Here is an 18,633-nt window from a genome sequence, read left to right on the forward strand (position 1 = left end):
GGGGGTCGACTTCAACGCTTCTTGACGCCGATGGTGTAGCGCCCGGTGCCGTTGCTGCGGTCGTAGTGCCGCACCTGCACCCAGTACTGCCCGGGCAGCAGCGCCTTGCTGATGCGCGCGTTCTGGCCATAGCCGCTGTCGTCGTCCTCGGCGATCAGCGCGGTCGGGCTGTCGGGGCCGAACAGCTTCATGTACACGTCGGTGGCGCCGCGGGTGTCGATCTCGTACACCGCCTCGGTGTCGGCCTGCAGCAGGAACACGTCCTCCTCGCCCGGGTGGCCGATGCTTTGCTGCAGGCGCGCCGCGCCCACCACCAGCGGTGTCGTGCGGTTCACGCCCGGGCTGCCGCGCGGGTACATCTTGGCGCCGGCCACAAACTCCTTGTCCAGCCGCGACAGCACGTCGTTCGACCGGGTGGCCACGTTGTTCAGCGTCCACTCCGCCGGAAAGGCATAGAGCATGATGGACTCGGGATCGAACTCGGTGCCGTTGATCTGGTCGACCGAATACTTGCGGAACACGTTGTGCCGCACGGTGGCCTCGTCCCAGAAGTTGGGCGGGCCGGCCAGCGCGGCGATCACCACCGGCTCGTTCCAGCGGATGCCACCCTCGGGGTTGGAATGCTCGTGCCCCAGGCCGATGGCGTGGCCGAACTCATGCGCCGCGGTGCCGCCGTCCAGAAAGCCCAGGTTCATCGTGGCCTGGTTCAACGGCACGCTGCGCGCGTCGGTGCCAATCATCGACCAGGCGCCGTCGTTGGCATCGAAGCTGATGCGGATGTCGGCATTGGGCGCATTGCCGAACTCGAAATGCAGGTTGGCCACCGCCTCCCACCAGCCCGCCTGCTCACGCGCGATGGCACGCTGGTTGGCGGTGCCGCCGATGAAGCGCACCTTCAGCGTGCTGCCGTTGACCCAGGTGGTGCCGCGTATTGCGATGGCACGGGCGCGGCCGCCGGGCCGGGGCGCGGCCAGCGGCATCGGCCGCATCAGGTTGCGCGGCAGGATGCGGTCGTAGCAGCACTTGGCCGCCGGGCGGAAGGGCCGGTCTTCGGGGGTGGCAGTGGTCATGGCAGGCTCCTGGCAAGGTGCGAGACGGACGTATGCACTCACCATAAGCCCGGCGGCGCGCCATGACCATGCTGCGCCCGACAAGCTGGGGATGCCGGCTTAGGGATATGGCCTGCGGCATCATCGGCGCCCATGCATGCCACGCCCCTGTCCGAGTCTCCTCCCTTCCTGGCGCTGCGACGGGTCAGCCGCCGCTTTGCCAATGGCGTCACCGCGCTGTCCGACGTGAGCCTGCGGGCCGGCCGCGGCGAGTTCGTCAGCCTGCTGGGGCCTTCGGGCTGCGGCAAGAGCACCGTGCTGCGCCTGCTCTCGGGGCTGGACGAGCCCAGCAGTGGCCAGGTGCAGCGCCCGCCCGATGACGTCGGCTACGTGTTCCAGGAGCCCACGCTGATGCCCTGGGCCAGCGTGCAGGACAACGTGCGCCTGCCGCTGCGCCTGCGCGGCGCGCCGCGGGCCGAGGCCGATGCAGCGGTGCAGGCGGCACTGGCGGCCGTGGGCCTGGCCGATTTCGCGCGCGCCCTGCCGCGCGAGCTGTCGGGCGGCATGAAGATGCGCGCCTCCATCGCGCGTGCGCTGGTCACCCGCCCCTCGCTGCTGCTGCTGGACGAGCCTTTCGCCGCGCTCGACGAGATCACCCGCTTCAAGCTCAACCAGGACCTGCTGGCGCTGTGGCAGCGCGATGCCTTCACCGCCCTTTTCGTCACCCACAGCGTGTACGAGGCGGTGTTCCTCAGCCAGCGCATCGTGGTGATGGCCGCGCGCCCGGGCCGTGTGGCCGCGGAGCTGACGGTGGATGCACCCTACCCGCGCACGCCGGCCTTCCGCAGCAGTGCCGAGTTCATCCGCTGCTGCACGGCCGTGTCGCAGGCGATGGAGCAGGCCAGCGAGGCGGCGCTGTGAGCCGCGCGCGCCAAGAAGCCCCCTGGCTGCGCTGGGTGGTGCCCGCCGTGGTGGCGGTGGCCGCGCTGGTGGGCTGGGAAGCGGTGGTGCGCATCTATGCGCTGCCGCAGTACCTGCTGCCCGGCCCGCTGCTGGTGGCCAAGACGCTGTGGGCCAACTTCGGCTCGCTGATGGGCAGCTGGTGGTACACGGTCAAAATCACCTTCGGCGCGCTGGGCCTGGCCATCGTGGGCGGCGTGCTGCTGGGCGGGCTGTTCGCGGTGTCGCGCTGGGTGGAGCTGAGCCTGTTCCCGTTCGCGGTGGTGCTGCAGGTCACGCCCATCGTGGCCATCGCGCCGCTGATCCTGATCTTCATCGACAGCACTACTGCGGCGCTGTTGCTGTGCGCGTGGATCGTCGCCTTCTTCCCCATCCTGGCCAACACCGTGGTGGGCCTGCGCAGCGCCGACGCGCGGCTGCGCGACCTCTTCCGGCTGTACCGCGCCACCCGCTGGCAGACGCTGGTACATCTGCTGGTGCCTTCGGCCCTGCCCTACTTCATGGCCGGGCTGCGGGTGGCGGCCGGCCTGTCGCTCATCGGCGCGGTGGTGGCCGAATTCACCGCCGGCGCGGCCGGCCGCGAGACGGGCCTGGCCTCACGCATCCTGGAAGCCAGCTTCCGCACCGAGATGCCCAAGATGTTCGCCGCGCTGGTGCTGGTGTCGCTCACCGGCATAGCGCTCTATGGGCTGATGCTGCTGCTGTCGCACTGGCTGCTGGGCCGCTGGCACGACAGCGAGCGGGGTGGGGATTAGCGCGCCGCTCGCAAGGCGGCACGTTCACTCGTAGTCGATCCGGATCTCACGGGCGGGTCCGTTCCAGCCGATCCTGCAGACATTGAGGATGTCTCGGCCGATCAGCCCGTCGAACGGTTGATTGATGAAAGGCTGTCCACCGATCAGCAGCTGAAAGCGCCTGGTGTTGGGACTGGCCTGTCCGCCCAGCGTGATACCGACCTCGTATGCTGGAAACTCGGTGGCGATGCCGCCGCCCGTGACGGTATGCACCTCAGCCCAGCTGCGCGGTTGCAGCCCCAGCGAGCGCATGTGCATCTCGTCCACCCAGGCGCAGCTGGCGCCGGTGTCGGGGATGACTGCACCGGATCGATGGATCGGTGCAGTGAACCCCCTCACTCGGCGAAGCCACGCATGAAATGCGTGGCGTGTGCCTGCACTTCTACTTGCTTGACGAAAAAGCGGTCACCGGCGTACTGGGTGTACGCCCATTCCAGCGCTTGCTCGTAGGTGTCGAACGTCGTGGCGTCCACCTTGGATCCATGGATCACGACAAACTGCCCGTCGTGCTCGTTCAATAGATCAGGCAGCGCTTCCTTGTACGCCTGAATCTCGGTTTGAAAATCCAGCATGGGGTGGCTCCTGGATGCCAGTTGTCCGCTGCTTGTGCAGTGGTTGCCCACAGTGTTGTCCACAGCCGCCGCGGCCCTCGTTTATACAAGACGAGCGGCCGGTCGGGCGCATCACGTGGGCGTCGTTGACAGTGGCGTGCGCGCCACCGCGGCCGGTGGCGGCAGCAGCGCGCTGCGCACGCGCCGGGTGGTCCAGGGCGTGCGCTGCTCGAGGCGCAACAGTTCCTGCACGCGCTCTTCGCGCGACAACGGCGGTACAGCCACCGGCGGCTTGACGGGGGAAAACAGGTCTCGCATGAACACCTCCTGAGGCAGGACGGTTCGTGAAGGGCATGGCCGGCTGCAGCAGGTGCGCGCGAGCGCACCGCCACAGCGATGAAGCGATGCGAGCAGGGAAGGCGGTGGGGCCGTTCAGGCCCAGGGTGCGGTCGGCGCGTGCGCGCCGACGGAGTCGGCGTTCAGCGCGTCAGCGGGGTTGCGGCCATCCCGGCTCGCATCGCATGACTAGAGGCACTGTCCAAGCACGGACTCCGTTGTTGAGAAGCCGAAATTGTTGCATTGCCGCACCGCCCAGGTCAAACGGCTTTGCAGGTGTGTAACACCAGGGCCCGCTCGCTATAGTCGCCCTCACCTCTTCAAGCCGTCACCACCATGCCTTCACGTGCTGTCGCTGTTGCCGCCCTCGTCGTCACTGCCTTGGGCGCGCAGGCGCAGACCAAGGTGGTGTTCGCCACCAACTGGAAGGCGCAGGCCGCACACGGCGGCTTCTACCAGGCGCTGGCCGACGGCACCTACAAGAAGATGGGTCTGGACGTGGAGATCCGCCAGGGCGGGCCGCAGGTCAACAACCGGCCGCTGCTGCCGGCCGGCAAGATCGACTTCCTGATGACCGGCAACCTGCTGCACAGCTTCGACAACGCCAAGAACGGCGTGCCGGTGATCGTCGTGGCCTCGATGTTCCAGAAGGATCCGCAGGCGCTGTTCGCCCACCCCGACCAGGGCTACAGGCAGTTCGCCGACCTGAAGACCGCGCCCACCGCCTTCATCGCCAAGGACGCGCAGTTCTCGTGGTGGAGCTGGCTGAAGGCCGAGTACGGCTTCAAGGACGAAAACCTCAAGCCCTACAACTACAACCTGGGCCCCTTCCTGGCCGACAAGAAGAGCATCCAGCAGGGTTATGCGGTGGAAGAACCCATCTCCATCGAGAAGCAGGGCGGCTTCAAGCCGATGACCTTCCTGCTGGCCGACCACGGCTACAGCACCTACAGCACCACCATCGAGGCGCGGACCGAGATGGTCAAGACCGACCCCGAGCTGGTGCGCAGCTTCGTCAATGCCTCGGTGCTGGGCTGGGTGAGCTACCTCTACGGCGATCGCCGCCGCGCCGACGCGTTGATCAAGCGCGACAACCCCGAGATGACCGACGAGCTGCTGGACAAGTCGGTGGCACTGATGAAGGGCCTGGGCATCGTCGATTCGGGCGACGCCACCACGCTGGGCATCGGCGCGATGAAGCCAGAACGGGTCAAGGACTTCTACGACAAGATGGTCAAGGCGGGCCTGTACAAGCCGGGTGAGGTCGACCTGAGCAAGGTGGCCACGATGCAATTCGTCAACAAAGGCGTGGGTCTTGACCTGAAGAAGCAGCTCGGCGGCAAGTAAGCTCGGGTTTCTACCCATCTCCAGGGCCGGCTGCATGCCGGCCTTGTCATTGCTGCCCCGTCCTCACGATGTATCTGTTCTGGCACACCGTCACCCGCCTGGGCGAAGCGCAGCTGCTGCTGCCCGCGTTGCTGGCCGTCACCGCCTGGCTGGCCCTGCGTGCACAGGCGCCGCGCGTGGCGCTGGTGTGGCTGTCCACCACCGCGGTGGCGGCGCTGCTCACCACCGCCACCAAGATCGCCTTCATCGGCTATGGCGTGGGCTATGCGCCGCTCGATTTCACCGGCATCTCGGGCCATGCGATGTTCTCGGCCGCCATCCTGCCGCTGCTGGCCCGTGAGACGGTGGGCGCCGCCCATCCGCGCTGGCATGCGCCGGCGGTGTTGCTGGGCCTGGCGCTGGCCGCGCTGGTGGCGGTCTCACGCGTCAAGGTGCATGCGCATTCGCCGTCGGAAAGCTGGGCCGGCTTCCTGCTGGGCGCCACGTCCAGCCTGCTGGCCCTGCGCTGGGTGCAGCTGCCGCCGGTGAGCGCGCCCAAGAAGCTGGTGCTCATCGTGGGCGTGTGGCTGGCGGTGGCCGTGGCCAGCGCGCCGCCCTCACGCACGCACGACTGGGTGACGCGGCTGTCGGTGCAGCTGTCGGGTGCGCCCGAGCCTTACACCCGCTGGCACATGCACCGCGACTGGCGGCGCCTCAACGGTCCAACGCCTTGATGGCGCTGCGCAGCGTGCGCTCGTAGTCGTCGAACGCCTGCAGGTCGCCATGGCCGCCCCCCGCCACCGTGTGCAGCGTGGCCCCGGGCAGCAGCCGCAGCAGCGCCTGGCTGTGGGCCAGCGGAATCAGGCGGTCGCGATCGCCGTGCACCAGCAGCACCCGCAAGCCGCTGCCGGCCAGTTGCTGCAGCGCCTGGTCGGTGCGCAGCGGGTAGCGCAGCAGCGGGCTGGGCACGTAGGGGTACTGCTCGGCGGCCATCGCCACCATGCTGCGGTAGGGTGACACCAGCAGCAGCAGGTCGGGCCGTTGCGCCGCAGGCAGGCTGGCCGCCAGTTCGGCCGCCAGGCCGGTGCCCAGCGACCGGCCCAGCAGCACGATGCGCCGGCCCGCATAGGCCGGCGCCACCTGGTCCCAGGCGGCGCGCACGTCGGCCTGCAGCTGGGCCTGGCTGGCCACCTGGCCGCTGCTCTTGCCGAAGCCGCGGTAGTCCAGCATGAAGACGTCGTAGTTCAGCGACCGGTAGAAGTCGAGGTCGACGAACCAGCGCTCCAGGTTGCCCGCGTTGCCGTGCAGGAAGAACACCAGCCCGCGTGCGCCGGGCCGCTGCAGCTGCAGGCCATGCAGCCGCGCGCCGGGTACGTCGATGAACACCTCGTGCGCATCGGCCGGCAGCGTGTAGCGGTAGTCGGCCGGCAGTGGCGTGGGGCGGAAGATCAGCGACTCCTGCTGCCACCACAGCCAACCCAGCAGCGCGGCATACACGGACAGCGCCAGCGCCGCCAGGCCCAGCAGCGCCTGGCGCCAGAAGCCGCGCCTCATTGCATCGGCGACACGCCGATCAACCAGACGTGCAGCTTGAACAGGAACAGCAGCCAGGCCGCCACGCCCACCACCACGGTGATGGCGGTGCCGGCCAGCGTGCCGGGCGGGTACACGGTGCCTTCGCGGCGGTCGCGCCGGCGCGAGGCGGCGAACAGCACGATGGACCACAGCAGGAAGCTGCCGAAGAGCAGCACGTCGGCCAGCATGCCGTTGGCCAGCAGGTGGGCGAAGGCCCATACCTTGACCGCCAGCACCATGGGGTGGTGCAGCCTGGCCTTGATCTGGTTGCGCGGCACGTAGGCAGCGGCCAGCAGTACGAATGCGAACAGCGTGAGCAGCGCCGCTGCATGGCGCATGCCGCGCGGCGGCTCCCAGATCAGCACCGGGTCGAGCCGGGCCTGACCATAGCCCCAGACGATGAGCACGAAGCCCACCAGCGAGACGATGGAGTAGACCGCCTTCCAGCCGTTGAGGCCCAGCCGCGCCATCTGCCGCTGGCGAAAGCCCTCGGCGAAGATGCGGGTGGAATGAAGGCCGAGGAACAGCAGCAGTCCGGCGATCAAGGCGGTCATGGCGATGGCGCTGTGCGCGTGAGGACGAATGGCGGCATTCTCACCGTTCAACACCAACCACGGGAGCAACGATGAGCGAGGGACCCAGCGCAGCCGTGCCGGCCGACAAGCGCTACTACTGGGAAGACTTTCCGGTGGGCCGCGTGCGCCAGTTCGGCGCCAAGCGGGTGATGCACGACGAGATCATCGATTTCGCGCGGCAGTTCGACCCGCAGCCCTTCCACCTCAGCGACGAAGGCGCGGCCCGGTCGCTGTTTGGCCGGCTGTGCGCCAGCGGCTGGCACACCTGCGCGATGGTGATGCGCATGATGTGCGACGAGTACGTGCTGGACAGCAGCAGCCTGGGCTCGCCCGGCATCGAGAACCTGCGCTGGCTCAAGCCGGTGTACGTGGACGACGTGCTGAGCGTGCGCCTGGAAGTGCTGGAAGCCCGCCCCATGGCCAGCAAGCCGCATGTGGGCCTGGTGCGCTCCCGCTGGGAGGCGCGCAACCAGCACGGCGAGCCCGTGCTGACCATGGAAGGCTGGGCGATGTTCGGGCGCCGAGCTGCGTTGGAGGCAGCAGGCGCCTAGCCAGCGCTTAGAAACGGGAGCGGTCGGCCGTCAGGGCCATGCCGCCGGCGGGCTGGCCCCGTTCCAGCCGGTCTTCCAGCTCGCCCAGGGTCGCCGCGATCGCATTGGCGTTCTGCTCGAAGGCCAGGCGCTGGCGGTCTTCCAGCTGTTCCATGCGCTGTACCAGGGCGGCGCGGGTTTGCTCGCTCGATTGCGCGATGCGCAGCGTCTCGGCCGCAATGAAGCTGCGCAGCTCGGTGAAGCGCGAGGCTTCGGCGGTGTCGGCCAGCTGGCGCTGGGCCTGCAGGTCCTTGTTCAGGCGGCGCTGTTCCATCAGCAGCGTGGCCTGCAGCGAGATGGCCCAGATCACGAACACCACGCTCAGCAGGGCCACCAGGCACAGCATGATCAGGCCCAGCGGTGCTTCCACCGTGGTGAAGCCCAGGTACAGCGGCGTGGGGGTGGCAAAAGCCGTCCAGTTCAACAGCGCAAAGCCGCCGGTGAGCACCAGCACGGCCAGCACGAGCAATGTGCGACTCATGGTCTTCTCCTTGTGCAGTCGGGCGCGCCGCTTCGCGGCTGCCGGGCTCCGAGTGTCGCCGCAGCACGGTGTTGCGCCTGTCGGACAACCACCCGTCGATTCCGCCGTTAAACTGCGCGCAGATTCAGGAGAGCGCATGCCCCGCGGCATGCCGCCGAAGGCGCAACCTCCCATGCACGCTCAGGCACCGTACTGGATCTGTTGATTGGCCGACGCTGGAGAGTGAAGCCCACCGGGCTTCCACCGAAGGAGCAAGGCGCCATGCCCGTGAGGGGCCGGCGCTGAATCTCTCAGGTACCAAGGACAGCGGGAGCGGCACGTTCGATCCCACAGGGTCGTTCGTCCTTCCCATTGCATGTTCTGCCTGAGGTGCTTCTTCATGAAAGTCATCGTCCTGGGCGCCGGTGTCACCGGCGTCACTTCCGCCTGGTTCCTGCAGCAAGCCTGCCACGACGTCACCCTGATCGACCGCCAGCCGGGCGCCGGCCTGGAAACCAGCTTCGCCAACGGCGGGCAGATCTCCGTCTCGCACGCCGAGCCGTGGGCCAACCCCGGCGCGCCGATGAAGGTGCTCAAGTGGCTGGCGCGTGAAGACGCACCGCTGCTGTTCCGACTGCGGCCCGATGCGCAGCAATGGCTGTGGGGCCTGCAGTTCCTGCGCGAATGCACGCCGGCCCGCACCCGCCACAACATCCGCCAGATCGTCAACCTGGGCCTGTACAGCCGCAGCACGCTGCAGCAGCTGCGCGGCCAGCTCAACCTGCCCTACGACCATCTCACCAAGGGCATCCTGCACTTCTACACCAGCCAGCAGGAGTTCGATGCCGCGCAGGAGCCGGCCCGCGTGATGCGCGAACACGGCTGCGAGCTGGACATGAAGACGGCCGACGAATGCGTGCAGATCGAGCCGGCGCTGGCCCAGTGCCGTGACCGCATCGTCGGCGGCAGCATGACGCCCAGCGACGAGTCGGGCGACGCCCACGCCTTCACCCAGGGGCTGGCGCGGCATGCGCAGGCCGCCGGGGTGCGCTTTCTCAACAACACCCGCATCGTGGGTCTGGAGCGCGACGGCGACCGGCTGCAGGCGGTGCAGGTGGCCGATGCCGACGGCGTGGTGCGGCGCGAGTCGGCCGACGCCTTCGTGCTGTGCATGGGTTCGTACAGCGCGGCCTTCGCGCGGCAGCTGGGCATCACGCTGCGCATCTACCCGGCCAAGGGCTACTCGGTCACGCTGCCGGTGATCGACCCGGCCCATTCGTACAACGTCTCGCTCACCGACGACGAGTACAAGCTGGTGTTCTCGCGCCTGGGTGACCGGCTGCGCATCGCCGGCACGGCCGAGCTGAACGGCTACGACACCGCGCTCAACCTAGTGCGCTGCGAAGCCATCGTGCGCCGCACGCGCGAGCTGTTCCCGCAGATGACCGACGGCCAGGGCGCCCGTTTCTGGACCGGGCTGCGCCCGGCCACGCCGTCCAACGTGCCCTACATCGGCCGCTCGAAGATCGGCAACCTGTTCCTCAACACCGGCCACGGCACGCTGGGCTGGACGCATTCGTGCGGCTCCGGCCGCGCGATCGCCGACATCGTCAGCGGCCGCGTGCCCGAGCTGGACTTCGCCTTCTGCGGCCTGCCGAAGACCGGCCTCGAAGGTCAGCTGGCTGCAGCTTGACTTCAGTCGCGCCCGAAGGTGCGGTAGCACAGCAGCGCCAACACGCCGGCCAGCGCCATCGCCAAGCCCATGGGCAGGGCGCTGCCGTCGTTCAGCAGGCCGACGGCGGCCCCGGCCAGGCTGGCCAGCGTGAACTGCAGCGTGCCCATCAGCGCCGAGGCGCTGCCGGCCTGGTGGCCCTGGTGTGCCATCGCGCCCGCGGCTGCATTGGCATTGACGAAGCCCAGCGAGCCGACGAAGAGGAACAGCCCCAGCAGCGTGCCCGGCAGCGCCACCGCCGGCCAGTGGCCGGCCAGCAAGGCCACCGCCAGCACCAGCAGGCCGGCCGCGGCGGTCCACCACAGCGCACGTTGCAGCAGCACCGGCGCGGCCAGCTGCTTCAGCCAGCGGTGGTTGAGCTGCGAGGCCGCCACCAGCCCGAGCGCATTGGCACCGAACACCAGGCTGTAGGCCTGCGGCGACAGCCCGTGCAGCTGGATCAGCACGAAGGGCGACGCCGCGATGTAGGCGAACATGCCCGCGCTGCCCAGCCCCATGGCCAGCGCATGGCCCAGGAAGCGGCGGTCGCGGCCCAGGCCCGCATAGGTGCGCAGCGCCTTCAGGGGTGAAGTGGGGCGGCGGCGAGCCGGCGGCAGCGATTCAGGCAGCACCAGCGCGCAGGCCAGCAGGCCGGCTGCGCCGCAGGCGGCGAGGATCCAGAACATCATCCGCCAGCCGGCGGCGGCCAGTACCGCCGAGCCGGCCAGCGGCGCCAGCATCGGCGCCATGCCCATCACCAGCATCAGCCGCGAAAGCACACGGGCGGATGTCTGCGGGTCGAACTGGTCGCGCACCATCGCCAGCGGCACCACCATGCACACGCAGCCGCCCAGCGCCTGCACGAAGCGCAGCGCGGTGAGCACCGCCACGTCGGTGGCCAGCGCGCAGCCGATGGAGGCGAGCAGGTACAGCGCCAGCCCGGCATACAGCGGTGGCTTGCGGCCGAAACGGTCGGCCAGCGGGCCGTGCACCGCCTGGCCCAGTGCCATGCCCAGGAAGTAGGCTGCCAGCGTGTACTGCACCTGGCCGGCCGGCACGCCCAGGTCGGCCGCGATGGCCGGGAACGCGGGCAGGTACAGGTCGATGGACAGCGGCGCAAAGGCGGCCAGCCCGCCCAGCACGAGGATGAGCGACAGCGGCGCCCGGGCGGCCGGCAGCGCGCCGGCGGTGGATGTGGACATGATGGTGAGCGCCGCGGCCGGCGCGACGGGTGGGGCGAAGCTGGCCATCTTAGCGATAAATGGTTGATGCAATCAACCAAATTCGCCGTATCATCGTTCGACAAGACCAGAACCCCGGAGACCTCCATGCCCGCCCCCCGCCCGGAAGACGATCTGCTGCAGCCGGTGATCGACGTGTTCAACGGCTACCGAGGCTGGATGCAGCGGGTGCTGGACGAGCAGGGCATTGCCGCCAGCCCGCTGGACCTGTGGCTGATGGCCGTGGTGGCCGAGGGCGAGGGCTGCTCGCAGCAACAGCTGGCGCAGGTGACCGGGCGCGACAAGGCGCAGGTCACCCGCATGGCCGCGCGGCTGGTGGAGGCCGGGCTGCTGCAGCGCGCGCCCGACGCGGCGGACGGCCGCCGCTGGCGCCTCACGCTCACCGACGCCGGCAAGGCCGCGCACCGCCAGATGCAGCGCCAGCGCAAGCGCCTGGCGGCCACGCTGGCGGCCGACCTCAGCGCCGAGGAGCAGGCCACGCTGACGCGCCTGCTGGGCCGGATGGCGGCGCGGCTGCCAAGCGCTGATTGAGGCTCTACAGTGGCGGATCCCCCGAACAAGGATCTGCTGCATGACCACCGTTCTCGTCACCGGCGCCAGCGCCGGCTTCGGACTTGCCATCGCCCAGCGCTTTCTGGCCGATGGCGCCCATGTCATTGCTGCCGCGCGCCGGCTGGACCGGCTGCAGGCGCTGGCCGAGCAGCACCCCGGCCGCGTGCTGCCGCTGGCACTGGACGTGACCGATCGCCCGGCCGCCGCCGCGGCGCTGGCCGCCCTGCCCGCCCCGTTCGCCGAGGTGGACGTGCTGGTCAACAACGCCGGGCTGGCGCTGGGCCTGTCGCCGGCCCACCAGGCCGACATCGACGACTGGGAGCGCATGATCGCCACCAACTGCGCGGGCCTGGTCAACGTCACCCGGGCCATCGTGCCGGGCATGGTGGCCCGGGGCCGCGGCACGGTCATCAACATCGGCTCCATCGCCGGTGAGGTGCCCTACCCCGGCGGCAATGTGTACGGCGCCACCAAGGCCTTCGTGCACCAGTTCACCCACAACCTGAATGCCGACCTGATCGGCACCGGCGTGCGGGCCAGCTGCGTGGAGCCGGGCCTGGTGGGCGGCACCGAGTTTTCCAACGTGCGCTTCCATGGCGACGACCAGAAGGCCGCCAGCGTGTACGCCGGCACCCAGCCGCTGACGGCCGAGGACATTGCCGACACCGTGCACTGGCTGGCCAGCCGGCCGCCGCACGTCACCATCAACGCGATCTCGATGATGCCCAACTGCCAGTCGTTCGGGCCGCTGCAGATCAAACGAGGCCAAGCCTGATCATGGCCCCACCGCCGTGACAGGCAACGGCGGTTGCCACAATGGTCGGACTGCTTCCAACTGCCAGAACAAGATGACACAGCGCCTTTCCGTCGCCAAGGACAAGCTCAAGTTCGTGCTGCTCGAAGGCATCCACGCCACCGCGGTGGATGCGCTGCAGGCCGACGGCTACACGCAGATCGTCACCTCGCCCAAGGCCTTGACGGGCGACGCGCTGGTCGAAGCCATCCACGACGCGCACTTCCTGGGCATCCGCTCGCGCACCCAGCTCACGGCTGAGGTGCTGCAGCAGGCGCCCAAGCTGGCGGCGGTGGGCTGCTTTTGCATCGGCACCAACCAGGTCGACCTAGCGGCGGCCATGCACCTGGGCATCCCGGTGTTCAACGCGCCGTTCAGCAACACCCGCAGCGTGGCCGAGCTGGTGCTGGCCGAGGTCATCATGCTGATGCGTGGCATTCCGCAGAAGAACGCGCTGCAGCACCGCGGTGGCTGGGACAAGAGCGCCGCCGGCTCCTACGAGGTGCGTGGCAAGACGCTGGGCATCGTGGGCTACGGCCACATCGGCACCCAGATCGGCGTGCTGGCCGAGCAGCTGGGCATGCGGGTCATCTTCCACGACATCGAGGCCAAGCTGACGCTGGGCAACGCCAGCCAGGTGGCGTCGCTGGACGAGCTGCTGGCGGGTGCCGACGTGGTCACGCTGCACGTGCCCGAGCTGCCTTCCACCGTCAACCTGATCGGCGCCGAGCAGCTGGCGAAGATGAAGCCGGGCGCGCACCTGATCAATGCCTCGCGCGGTACGGTGGTGGACATCGATGCGCTGGCCGACGCGCTGGAGCGCAAGCACATCGGCGGCGCCGCCATCGACGTGTTCCCGGTCGAGCCCAAGGGCAACGACGCGGTGTTCGAGTCGCCGCTCACGCGCTTCGAGAACGTGCTGCTGACACCGCACATCGGCGGCAGCACCGCCGAGGCGCAGGCCAACATCGGCCGCGAAGTGGCGGCCAAGCTCATCCGCTACAGCAACAACGGCTCCACGGTGTCGGCGGTCAACTTCCCCGAGGTGGCGCTGCCCGAGCACACCGGCCGCAGCCGCCTGCTGCACATCCACCGCAACGTGCCGGGCGTGCTGGCGCACGTGAACGAGCGCTTCTCGCAGGCCGGCATCAACATCGCCGCGCAGTACCTGCGCACCAACGACGACGTGGGCTATGTGGTGATCGACGTCGACAGCACCACCAGCGACGCCGCGCTGTCGCAACTGTGCGGCGTGCCCGGCACGATCCGCTGCCGAGTCCTCTACTGACTTTCAGTCTTCCACATACCCCAGCGCAGCACTGAGCTGCGCTGCCGCTGCCTGCACCGCCGGCCGCTGCGTGGCCGGCCGGTAGCGCGGCGTGGGCATGGTGAGCGTGAGCGCGCCCACCAGCTCACCCGAGGCGCCGAACACCGGCGCCGAGATCCCCGACAGCTCGGCCGTGCGGTCGCCCGACAGCGCGCACACGCCTTCACGGCGGATCTGTTCATACACCCGGCCGCGCTGGCCGGCAAAGGCCAGCAGCACCCGCCCGCCGACGCCCTTGTCCAGCGGCAGCAGGTCGCCGGCCTTGGTGTGGTCGCGCAGCACCTGCGGTGAATCCACCCGGTACAGGCACAGGCGCTGGTCGCCCTGCCGCACGTGGAAGGCCGCGCTTTCCTGGGTGTGCGCCACCAGCTGCTGCAGCACCGGCAGCACCAGCGCCTGCAGCGAGAACGACGACAGGTACACCGCATGCAGCCGCGCCACGCCGGGGCCCAGCGCATAGCGGCCATCGGCGCTGCGCGCCACCAGCTGCGCATGCGCCAGCGAAGCCAGCAGCCGCAGCGCGGTGCTCTTGTAGAGCTGGCTGCGTTCGGCCAGCTCGGCCAGCGAGAGCCCCGCCTCCCCCGCCCGAAAGCAGCCCAGCAGCGACAGTGCGCGATCGACCGCGGCAGCGCCGCCGGGGGCGGCATGCTGGTCGGCCAGGGAGGCGGTGGCGGCTTTGCGGGGCATCCGGATTAGAATTCTGTTGTACGAACGATCGTTCTATCTTACAGAACTTGCAGCCGGAGCGCGAGATTCCCATGGCAACCTTGTTGATCAGCGAAGTGGGCCCGCGCGACGGCCTGCAAAGCATCACCACCGTGATGCCCACCGCGGCCAAGCACCGCTGGATCGCGGCGCTGGCCGCTGCCGGCGTGGCCGAGATCGAGGTCGGCTCCTTCGTGCCCGCCAAACTGCTGCCGCAGATGGCCGACATCCAGCAGGTGGTGGCCCAGGCCCTCACGCTGCCTGGCCTGCGGGTGGCGGCGCTGGCGCCCAACTTCCGCGGCGCACAGGCCGCCTTCGAAGCCGGCGTGCACAAGCTCACGCTGCCGGTGTCGGTGACCGAAGCCCATTCGCTGGCCAACGTGCGCAAGACCCATGCGCAGATGGCCGACGAGGTGCGCAACGTGGTGGCGCTGCGCAACGAGCGCTACCCGCACATCGCGCTGGAGGCCGGTCTGTCGGTGGCCTTCGGCTGCACGCTGGCCGGCGCCGTGAGCGACGACGAGACGCTGCGCATGGCCACGACGATGGCCGCGCTGGGCGTGGACGAGGTGGGCCTGTCGGACACCAGCGGTTATGCCGAGCCGGTGCAGGTGCGGCGCCTGTTCACCCGGCTGCAGGCCGAGCTGGGCGAGCGCGCGGGCGGCGCGCACTTCCACAACACCCGCGGCCAGGGCCTGGCCAACGTGGTGGCGGCGCTGGAAGCGGGCGTCACCACCTTCGACGCCAGCCAGGGCGGCATCGGCGGCTGCCCTTACGCGCCCGGCGCCAGCGGCAACATCGTCACCGAAGACCTGGTGTGGATGCTGCAGGCCATGGGCCACCGCACCGGCATCGATCTGCCGGCGCTGCTGCAGGCCCGCAGGCTGCTGCGTGAAGGCCTGCCTGATGAACCGCTGTACGGCCATGTGCCCGATGCCGGCCTGCCCAAAGGTTTCGTCGCCACGGGCGAGGTGGCGCGATGAGTGCACCGACGCCAGACACCGCGCAGCGCGAGCTGCCCTACCAAGGCACCCGCGTCGTCGAGTTCACCCACATGGTGATGGGCCCCACCTGTGGCCTGGTGCTGGGTGACCTGGGCGCCGAGGTCATCAAGGTGGAGCCCTTGCAGGGCGATGCCACGCGTCGCCTGGTGGGCTCGGGCGCCGGCTTCTTCTCGGTGTTCAACCGCAACAAGAAGAGCCTGGCGGTGGACGTGAAGGACGCGCGCGGCCGCGAGCTGGTGCTGCGGTTGGTGGGCACGGCCGACGTGTTCAGCGAGAACTTCAAGCCTGGCACCATGGACAAGCTGGGCCTGGGCTACTCGGCGCTGTCGCAGCTCAACCCACGGCTGGTCTACGTCAGCCACAAGGGCTTTTTGCCAGGCCCGTACGAGCACCGCACCGCGCTGGACGAAGTGGTGCAGATGATGGGGGGCCTGGCCTACATGACCGGCCCCGAAGGCCGGCCGCTGCGCGCGGGCACCAGCGTCAACGACATCATGGGCGGCATGTTCGGCGCCATCGGCGCGATGGCCGCACTGGCCCAGCGTGAGCGCACCGGCCGCGGCCAGGAGGTGCAGAGCGCGCTGTTCGAGAACAACGTGTTCCTGGTGGCGCAGCACATGATGCAGTTCGCCGTCACCGGCCAGGCCGCCGCGCCCATGCCCAGCCGCATCTCGGCCTGGGCGGTGTACGACGTGTTCACCGTGGCCGGCGGCGAGCAGATCTTCCTGGCGGTGGTCAGCGACACGCAGTGGGCGCTGTTCTGCGACGCCTTTGCGCTGCCGGCGCTCAAGGCCGACCCGCGCCTGGCCAGCAACAACCTGCGGGTGGCCGCGCGCAGCTGGCTGCTGCCGCAGCTGCGCCAGCACCTGGCCGACCGCAGCGCTGCGGAAATCGCCGCCACCTTCGAGCGCCACGGCCTGCCCTATGCGCCCATCACCCGGCCGCAGGACCTGCTGGACGACCCCCACCTGCTGGCCACCGGCGGCCTGGCGCCGGTGACGCTGCCGGCCGATGCCAGCGGCGCCGGCCGCCGGATCGAGACCCGCACCGCGCTGTTGCCGCTGGCACTGGGCGGTGAGCGCCTGGGCGTGCGCCAGCCGCCGCCCGCGCTGGGCCAGCACACCGAAGCACTGTTGCACGAGCTGGGCTATCTCGATGGTGACATCGAGGCCTTGCGCGAGGCCGGTGTGCTGCTGCCCGCTGCCGGCTAGCATCCGTCGCATCCAAAGCCTGAGGGAGACGAACGCATGGGCGTGTATCAACTGGACGACCTGACCCCCCGCATCGCCGACACCGCCTGGGTGGCCGACAGTGCCCAGGTCATCGGCAACGTGGAGCTGGGCGACAACGCCAGCGTGTGGTTCGGCGCCGTGGTGCGCGGCGACCAGCCCGAGCCGGTGCGCATCGGCGCCAACAGCAACGTGCAGGAAGGCTGCGTGCTGCATGCCGACCCCGGCAAGCCGCTGACCATCGGCGAGAACGTGACCGTCGGCCACATGGTGATGCTGCACGGCTGCACCATCGGCGATGGCTCGCTGGTGGGCATCGGCGCGGTGGTGCTCAACGGCGCGCGCATCGGCAAGCACTGCCTGGTAGGCGCCGGCTCGCTGGTCACCGAAGGCAAGGAATTTCCCGACGGCTCGATGATCCTCGGCAGCCCCGCCAAGGTGGTGCGCGAGCTTTCGCCCGAGCAGATCGCCGGCCTGCAACGCAGCGCCTCGCACTACGTGGGCAACGGCCAGCGCTTTGCGCGCGGCCTGAAGAAGGTGGGTTGAAGATGGCTGCGCTGCCCGACCACATCCACAGCTACGAGCCGCGGCTGGGCCATGGCCTGCCGCACGATCCGTTCAATGCCATCGTCGGCCCGCGCCCCATCGGCTGGGTGGCCACGCACGACGAGGCAGGGCGGCTCAACCTGGCGCCGTACAGCTTCTTCAACGCCTTCAACTACACGCCGCCCATCGTCGGCTTCAGCAGCATCGGCTACAAGGATTCGGTGCGCAACGCCGAGCGCACGCGCCTGTTCACCTGGAACCTGGCCACGCGCCCGCTGGCCGAGGCCATGAACGCCACCTGCGCTGCCGTGCCGCCCGAGGTGAGCGAGTTCGAGCTGGCCGGGCTGACGCCGCGCGCCTCCACCCTCATCAGCGTGCCGCACGTGGCCGAGAGCCCGGTGAACTTCGAGTGCAAGGTCACGCAGATCGTGCGGCTGCAGACGGTGGACGCCACGCCGGTGGACACCTGGCTGGTGCTGGGCGAGGTGGTGGCCGTGCACATCGACAAGTCGCTGCTGGTGGGCGGCGTGTACGACACCGCCGCCGCCCGCCCCATCCTGCGCGGCGGCGGCCCGGCCGACTACTTCGAGATCACGCCCGAGGCGCTCTTCAAGATGCGGCGGCCGAAGTGACTGCGCTGAAGTGAACCGAGGGTCCGGCTTCACGCAGGCCGGGCCCGCGGGCACGCAACTTCATCGGTGAAAAGAAACGAAACGCGCCGATACCGTGGCGAGAGGACCGGCCGCAGCGCCGCCGGCACCATGGCTTCCATCGCAACCCCTGATGGAAAGCCCACGATGAAAGTCTGGATCCAACGTACTCTGGCCGGCGTGCTCGGCGCTTCGGTCCTCCTCGGTGGCCTGTCGGCCTTCGCGGCCGCCAACGGCGAGCCGGGCCGCCCCGGCTGGGGCCAGCACAGCCCTGAAGAACGCGCCGCGCACCAGGCGAAGATGCTGGAGCGCATCGCCAGCCGCCTGCAGCTGGACGCGGCGCAGAAGGCCAAGCTCGACACCCTGGCCGCCACGATGAAGGCCCAGCGCGAGGCCATGGGCGGGGCTGCCGGCGGCCCGCGCGCCGAGCTGCAGTCGCTGATCAGCGGCAACAGCTTCGACCGCAACCGCGCCCAGGTGCTGCTGCAGCAGAAGACGCAGGCCCTGCAGACCAGCGGCCCGCAGCTCATCAACGCGATGGGCGACTTCTACGACAGCCTGCGGCCCGAGCAGCAGCAGCAGGTGCGCGACTTCCTGAACCGCCGCGGCGGTCCGCGGGGCCACCATGGCGAGCGCGGCCCGCGCAGCTGATCGCGACA

General features: G+C 69.5%; 21 protein-coding genes, 2 pseudogenes and 2 riboswitches. Of the genes and pseudogenes, 14 read left to right on the forward strand and 9 right to left on the reverse strand.

Annotated features, from left to right (window positions below; genetic code table 11):
* Positions 1–11 precede the first annotated feature (11 nt).
* Positions 12–1,070 carry a M12 family metallopeptidase gene (locus MW290_RS14350; RefSeq protein ID WP_250198405.1) on the reverse strand — a complete coding sequence of 353 codons (1,059 nt, stop codon included), beginning with the start codon at positions 1,068–1,070 and terminating at the stop codon, positions 12–14.
* 132 nt (positions 1,071–1,202) lie between these two features.
* Between MW290_RS14350 and MW290_RS14355 the strand changes: the two genes are divergently transcribed.
* Positions 1,203–1,970 (forward strand): ABC transporter ATP-binding protein, encoded by a 768-nt coding sequence (locus tag MW290_RS14355; RefSeq protein WP_250198406.1) that lies wholly within the window; start codon positions 1,203–1,205, stop codon positions 1,968–1,970.
* Positions 1,967–2,764 carry an ABC transporter permease gene (locus MW290_RS14360; RefSeq protein WP_250198407.1) on the forward strand — a complete coding sequence of 266 codons (798 nt, stop codon included), beginning with the start codon at positions 1,967–1,969 and terminating at the stop codon, positions 2,762–2,764. Before MW290_RS14355 ends, MW290_RS14360 begins: the two co-directional genes overlap by 4 nt.
* Positions 2,765–2,788: 24 nt before the next feature.
* Here MW290_RS14360 and MW290_RS14365 read toward each other — a convergent pair whose 3' ends face one another.
* The 3 genes from MW290_RS14365 to MW290_RS14375 all read right to left on the reverse strand — a co-directional run bounded on the left by MW290_RS14365 (position 2,789) and on the right by MW290_RS14375 (position 3,672).
* Positions 2,789–3,070 carry a hypothetical protein gene (locus tag MW290_RS14365; protein WP_250198408.1) on the reverse strand — a complete coding sequence of 94 codons (282 nt, stop codon included), beginning with the start codon at positions 3,068–3,070 and terminating at the stop codon, positions 2,789–2,791.
* 68 nt (positions 3,071–3,138) lie between these two features.
* A complete protein-coding gene (locus MW290_RS14370) occupies positions 3,139–3,375 on the reverse strand; it encodes a hypothetical protein (RefSeq protein WP_250198409.1) in 237 nt (78 codons plus the stop codon).
* A 111-nt stretch (positions 3,376–3,486) separates the two neighbouring features.
* Positions 3,487–3,672: a hypothetical protein gene (locus MW290_RS14375; protein ID WP_250198410.1), complete on the reverse strand. Its 186-nt coding sequence runs from the start codon at positions 3,670–3,672 to the stop codon at positions 3,487–3,489.
* Between the two features lie 354 nt (positions 3,673–4,026).
* Here MW290_RS14375 and MW290_RS14380 point away from each other — a divergent pair, with 354 nt between their 5' ends.
* On the forward strand, positions 4,027–5,037 hold the full coding sequence (locus tag MW290_RS14380; RefSeq protein ID WP_250198411.1) for an ABC transporter substrate-binding protein: 1,011 nt from the start codon (positions 4,027–4,029) through the stop codon (positions 5,035–5,037).
* Between the two features lie 68 nt (positions 5,038–5,105).
* Complete coding sequence (locus MW290_RS14385; RefSeq protein ID WP_250198412.1) at positions 5,106–5,750, forward strand: phosphatase PAP2 family protein; 645 nt, start codon at positions 5,106–5,108, stop codon at positions 5,748–5,750.
* Here the strand turns inward: MW290_RS14385 and MW290_RS14390 are convergent.
* Positions 5,731–6,570, reverse strand: coding sequence for an alpha/beta hydrolase (locus MW290_RS14390; protein ID WP_250198413.1), 840 nt, complete (start codon positions 6,568–6,570; stop codon positions 5,731–5,733). The genes MW290_RS14385 and MW290_RS14390 overlap by 20 nt on opposite strands.
* Positions 6,567–7,145 (reverse strand): NnrU family protein, encoded by a 579-nt coding sequence (locus tag MW290_RS14395; protein WP_250198414.1) that lies wholly within the window; start codon positions 7,143–7,145, stop codon positions 6,567–6,569. The genes MW290_RS14390 and MW290_RS14395 overlap by 4 nt, the downstream gene beginning before the upstream one ends.
* Before the next feature lie 71 nt (positions 7,146–7,216).
* Between MW290_RS14395 and MW290_RS14400 the strand changes: the two genes are divergently transcribed.
* Complete coding sequence (locus MW290_RS14400) at positions 7,217–7,717, forward strand: MaoC family dehydratase (RefSeq protein WP_250198415.1); 501 nt, start codon at positions 7,217–7,219, stop codon at positions 7,715–7,717.
* A 7-nt stretch (positions 7,718–7,724) separates the two neighbouring features.
* Here the strand turns inward: MW290_RS14400 and MW290_RS14405 are convergent, their stop codons facing one another.
* A complete protein-coding gene (locus MW290_RS14405; protein WP_510532250.1) occupies positions 7,725–8,387 on the reverse strand; it encodes a LapA family protein in 663 nt (220 codons plus the stop codon).
* A riboswitch (glycine riboswitch) is annotated at positions 8,353–8,442 on the forward strand. Its footprint overlaps the gene before it by 35 nt.
* Positions 8,443–8,554: riboswitch (glycine riboswitch) on the forward strand.
* A 62-nt stretch (positions 8,555–8,616) separates the two neighbouring features.
* On the opposite strand from MW290_RS14405, the gene MW290_RS14410 reads away from it, so the two are divergent.
* Positions 8,617–9,909, forward strand: coding sequence for a D-amino acid dehydrogenase (locus MW290_RS14410; protein WP_250198417.1), 1,293 nt, complete (start codon positions 8,617–8,619; stop codon positions 9,907–9,909).
* Between the two features lie 2 nt (positions 9,910–9,911).
* Here MW290_RS14410 and MW290_RS14415 read toward each other — a convergent pair whose 3' ends face one another.
* Positions 9,912–11,129: a Bcr/CflA family multidrug efflux MFS transporter gene (locus MW290_RS14415; protein WP_250198418.1), complete on the reverse strand. Its 1,218-nt coding sequence runs from the start codon at positions 11,127–11,129 to the stop codon at positions 9,912–9,914.
* Between the two features lie 126 nt (positions 11,130–11,255).
* Between MW290_RS14415 and MW290_RS14420 the strand changes: the two genes are divergently transcribed.
* The 3 genes from MW290_RS14420 to serA all read left to right on the forward strand — a co-directional run bounded on the left by MW290_RS14420 (position 11,256) and on the right by serA (position 13,801).
* Positions 11,256–11,699, forward strand: coding sequence for a MarR family winged helix-turn-helix transcriptional regulator (locus MW290_RS14420; RefSeq protein ID WP_250198419.1), 444 nt, complete (start codon positions 11,256–11,258; stop codon positions 11,697–11,699).
* Positions 11,700–11,739: 40 nt separating this feature from the next.
* Positions 11,740–12,495 (forward strand): SDR family NAD(P)-dependent oxidoreductase, encoded by a 756-nt coding sequence (locus tag MW290_RS14425; protein ID WP_250198420.1) that lies wholly within the window; start codon positions 11,740–11,742, stop codon positions 12,493–12,495.
* A 73-nt stretch (positions 12,496–12,568) separates the two neighbouring features.
* On the forward strand, positions 12,569–13,801 hold the full coding sequence (gene serA, locus MW290_RS14430) for a phosphoglycerate dehydrogenase (protein WP_250198421.1): 1,233 nt from the start codon (positions 12,569–12,571) through the stop codon (positions 13,799–13,801).
* Positions 13,802–13,804: 3 nt separating this feature from the next.
* Here serA and MW290_RS14435 read toward each other — a convergent pair whose 3' ends face one another.
* Positions 13,805–14,527: an IclR family transcriptional regulator gene (locus MW290_RS14435; RefSeq protein WP_250198422.1), complete on the reverse strand. Its 723-nt coding sequence runs from the start codon at positions 14,525–14,527 to the stop codon at positions 13,805–13,807.
* A 71-nt stretch (positions 14,528–14,598) separates the two neighbouring features.
* Here MW290_RS14435 and MW290_RS14440 point away from each other — a divergent pair.
* The 5 genes and pseudogenes from MW290_RS14440 to MW290_RS14460 all read left to right on the forward strand — a co-directional run.
* Positions 14,599–15,545: pseudogene (locus MW290_RS14440) on the forward strand (hydroxymethylglutaryl-CoA lyase); the annotation flags it as partial.
* A pseudogene (locus MW290_RS14445) lies at positions 15,525–16,742 on the forward strand (CaiB/BaiF CoA transferase family protein); the annotation flags it as partial. The pseudogenes MW290_RS14440 and MW290_RS14445, both read left to right, overlap by 21 nt.
* Positions 16,743–16,796: 54 nt before the next feature.
* A complete protein-coding gene (locus MW290_RS14450) occupies positions 16,797–17,324 on the forward strand; it encodes a gamma carbonic anhydrase family protein (RefSeq protein ID WP_250198423.1) in 528 nt (175 codons plus the stop codon).
* Positions 17,325–17,326: 2 nt separating this feature from the next.
* Positions 17,327–17,956 carry a flavin reductase family protein gene (locus tag MW290_RS14455; protein WP_250198424.1) on the forward strand — a complete coding sequence of 210 codons (630 nt, stop codon included), beginning with the start codon at positions 17,327–17,329 and terminating at the stop codon, positions 17,954–17,956.
* Between the two features lie 165 nt (positions 17,957–18,121).
* Entirely contained in the window at positions 18,122–18,625 is a 504-nt protein-coding gene (locus MW290_RS14460) for a Spy/CpxP family protein refolding chaperone (RefSeq protein WP_250198425.1), read from the forward strand.
* Positions 18,626–18,633: the final 8 nt, after the last annotated feature.

Source organism: Aquincola tertiaricarbonis (assembly GCF_023573145.1).
Classification (GTDB): Bacteria; Pseudomonadota; Gammaproteobacteria; order Burkholderiales; family Burkholderiaceae_C; genus Aquincola; species Aquincola tertiaricarbonis_B.